This window comes from Streptomyces sp. FH025, assembly GCF_017427025.1.
Taxonomy (GTDB): Bacteria; Actinomycetota; Actinomycetes; order Streptomycetales; family Streptomycetaceae; genus Kitasatospora.
Genome location: NZ_JAFLNG010000836.1, coordinates 1 through 2,942 on the forward strand (window position 1 = coordinate 1; position 2,942 = coordinate 2,942).

The window sequence follows — 2,942 nt, forward strand, 5'->3', positions numbered from 1 at the left end:
TCACCGCCCGGATGCGCCTGACCCTCAGCTACACCCTCTTCGCCGTCACCGCCGGCGCCCTCTCCCTCGCCGTGGTCTACGTCGGCATGCGCTACATCCCCAACTACCCGCTCACCTCCTCCAATCCGCGCTACCGCTCCGACGCCCCCTCCCGCCAGGAGATCCTCGACTCCCTCCTCAGGGCCAGCGGCTACGCCCTCGCCCTGCTCACCGTCGTCGGCATGGCCGGCGGCTGGCTGATCGCCGGGCGGGTGCTGCGCCCGCTGCAGGACATCACCCGCGCCGCCCACCGCGCCGCGGGCGGGGCGCTGGAGCACCGCATCGCCCTGAGCGGCCCCCGCGACGAGTTCACCGAACTGTCCGACGCCTTCGACGAGATGCTGGAACGCCTCCAGCGCTCCTTCGAGGCCCAGCAGCGCTTCGCCGCCAACGCCTCCCACGAACTGCGCACCCCGCTGGCGATCACCCGCACCATGCTCCAGGTCGCCGCCGCCGACCCGGCCCACCAGGACTGGATGAAACTCGTCGCCCGTCTCCAGGACACCAACCAGCGCGGCATCGAGATCTGCGAGGCCCTGCTCCAGCTCGCCGACCTCGGCAACACCCCGCCCGAGACCAGCCCCACCGACCTCGCGATCACCACCGGCCAGGCCCTGGCCGCCGTCCACGACGAGGCCGAGGCCCTGGGCGTGAGCGTCACCGCCGACTGCCGGCCGGCACCCGCCACCGGCAACCCGGTCCTGCTGCGCCAGGCCGCCGTCAACCTGCTGCACAACGCGCTGCGCCACAACCTGCCCGCCGACGGCCGGGTCACCGTCACCACCGGCGCCGACCCCGACCGCCCCGGCCACGTCCGGCTCACCGTCGCCAACACCGGTGCGCGGCTGGCCCCGGAGGCCGTCGCCACCTTCACCGAACCGTTCCTGCGCGGACGCGGACGCACCGCCGGGACGGACCCCGCCCGCCGCGGCCACGGCCTGGGGCTCGCCATCGTCGCCGCCATCGCCGAGGCGCACCACGGCGAGCTGCGCCTCTCCCCCGAACCGGCCGGCGGCCTGCGCGCCGTCCTCTCCCTGCCCGCCCGCTGAGCCCGAAGCCTGGAACCCGAAGCCCGCAGACCCCGGCCGGACACGCCGGGAGGCCGGTGCGGGTCCGCCCGCACCGGCCTCCAACTACCGACAGCGCCTTACTCGTTGGGCACAGTCGCGTACTTCGGGGTGCCCTCGGCCATCTGCTTCAGGGCGTCCTTGCGGTCCCGCTTCGACAGCTTGTCGATGTAGAGGGTGCCGTACAGGTGGTCGGTCTCGTGCTGGAGGCAGCGGGCGAAGAAGCCGGTGCCCTCGACGCGGATGGCGTTGCCGTCCTTGTCGACGCCGGTCACCGCGGCGTAGTCCGGGCGCGGCAGCTCGGCGTAGGCGGTGGGGACGGACAGGCAGCCCTCGTTGCCGTCGTCGAGCACCCGCTGGCGGTCCTTCGGGAACTCCTCCAGCACCGGGTTGATCACGTGGCCGATGTGGCGCACGCCCTCGTCGTCCGGGCAGTCGTAGACGAAGACCTTGAGGTCCACGCCGATCTGGTTGGCGGCGAGGCCCACGCCCTCGGCGGCGTACATCGACTGGAACATGTCGTCGATCAGCGCGGACAGTTCGCCGTCGAAGGAGACGACGTCCTTGACCTCGCGGTGCAGCACCGGGTTGCCGACGACGGTGATCGGACGCGCGGTGCCCTTGCTGAGGTCGGGCGCCTCCCCGATCACCTTCGGGCTCTCGTCGTGCCCGTGGTCGTGATCGTGGTCGTGGTCATGATCGTGGTCGTGCCCGTGCCCGTGCTGCTCCGCCATGTCTTCCGCTTCCATAGGTCTACGCGTACCTCACCAGGGTACTCAGCAGACTTCTTCGAGGTCCCGGTAAGCCCGGCTGTCCGGGGCGGCCGCGACCCAGCGGTCCAGCAGGGTGCGGACGAGGTCGGCCGGGGCCGCGATCCCGCACTCGCGCTCGACCAGCCAGGACATCCCGGCGGCGCCACCTTGGCTGAGGTGGCTGAGGTGCCCGGGGTGGGCGGCGTCCCCGTCGTCGTGCGGGTCGTGGTGGGCGACGATGCCGTCGTCCGAGGCCATCCGGCTCTCCGAGCAGGCGCGGCACAGCAGCCGCACCGAGGAGGTCCAGTCCTCGGCGGCGTAGCCGGCGTCGGCGACGAGCCGCTCCAGCGCGTCCCGGTCACCGGCGGTGGCGGCCTGCAGCAGCACCACGTACGTCGGTACGGGCGACGGCGCCCACAGTTCGATCTCGTCGAAGACGGGGTAGGCGACGCCGTCGGTGACCCGCTCGCCGTGCGGGGCGCCGTCGTGCAGCACCACCTCGCCCCAGCGGCGGCCGGAGGACGGCAGCGGGATGGACAGCACCTCGATGCGGGCCGGGTCGAGCCGGCGGCCCCACACCACCTCGGACTCGCCGTCCGGGGAGAGCCGCACGGGGGTGGTGCCGAGGTCGAGGCTGACCGGGCCGTCCACTCCGGGGCCGCCGGGCAGCTTCAGCCCGTACGCCTGCCAGGCGCGGCGGGCGAGCGGCCAGTCCTGCAGGGCGGTGGCGGTGATGCCGAGGTTCCACCAGTCCGGGGCGCCGTGCTCGCGGTCGAGCAGGGCGACGGCGCGCAGACCGGCCGAGCGGGCCTGTTCCCAGTCGCGGCGGAACTTGTGCAGCAGGGCCAGGTTGAACCAGGAGTCGGACAGCCACGGCTCCAGGTCGGCGGCCATCACCAGCAGGGCGCCGGCGTCCTCGTAGCGACCGTCGCCGATCAGCGTGAAGGCCCGATCGGTCGTCTGCCGCCAGGTGGCGGACGGCCGGTGCCGTGCCCGGTGGAAGATCCTCACGTTCGTCCCTGCCGTCGTCGTCCGCTCAAGTCCGGTACCGCCGGGCCCCTCCCGTCCTCGACGGGGTGCCGGT

3 protein-coding genes are annotated in these 2,942 nt (G+C 73.2%); 1 reads left to right on the forward strand and 2 read right to left on the reverse strand.

What is annotated here, in order from left to right; genetic code table 11:
• The coding region (locus J0670_RS34550) for a HAMP domain-containing sensor histidine kinase (RefSeq protein ID WP_243437948.1) at positions 1 to 1,088 on the forward strand (1,088 nt) is incomplete at its 5' end.
• A gap of 98 nt (positions 1,089 to 1,186) precedes the next feature.
• On the opposite strand, the gene def is transcribed toward J0670_RS34550, so the two are convergent.
• Together def and J0670_RS34560 are read right to left on the reverse strand one after the other, a co-directional pair.
• On the reverse strand, positions 1,187 to 1,840 hold the full coding sequence (gene def / locus J0670_RS34555) for a peptide deformylase (RefSeq protein ID WP_207816370.1): 654 nt from the start codon (positions 1,838 to 1,840) through the stop codon (positions 1,187 to 1,189).
• Positions 1,841 to 1,882: 42 nt separating this feature from the next.
• Positions 1,883 to 2,869 (reverse strand): hypothetical protein, encoded by a 987-nt coding sequence (locus J0670_RS34560; protein WP_207816374.1) that lies wholly within the window; start codon positions 2,867 to 2,869, stop codon positions 1,883 to 1,885.
• Positions 2,870 to 2,942 lie beyond the last annotated feature (73 nt).

Coding starts and splice junctions, on each gene's coding strand:
- def (WP_207816370.1), bottom strand. CDS start 1,840: ATGGCGGAGCAGCACGGGCACGGGCACGACCACGATCATGACCACGAC.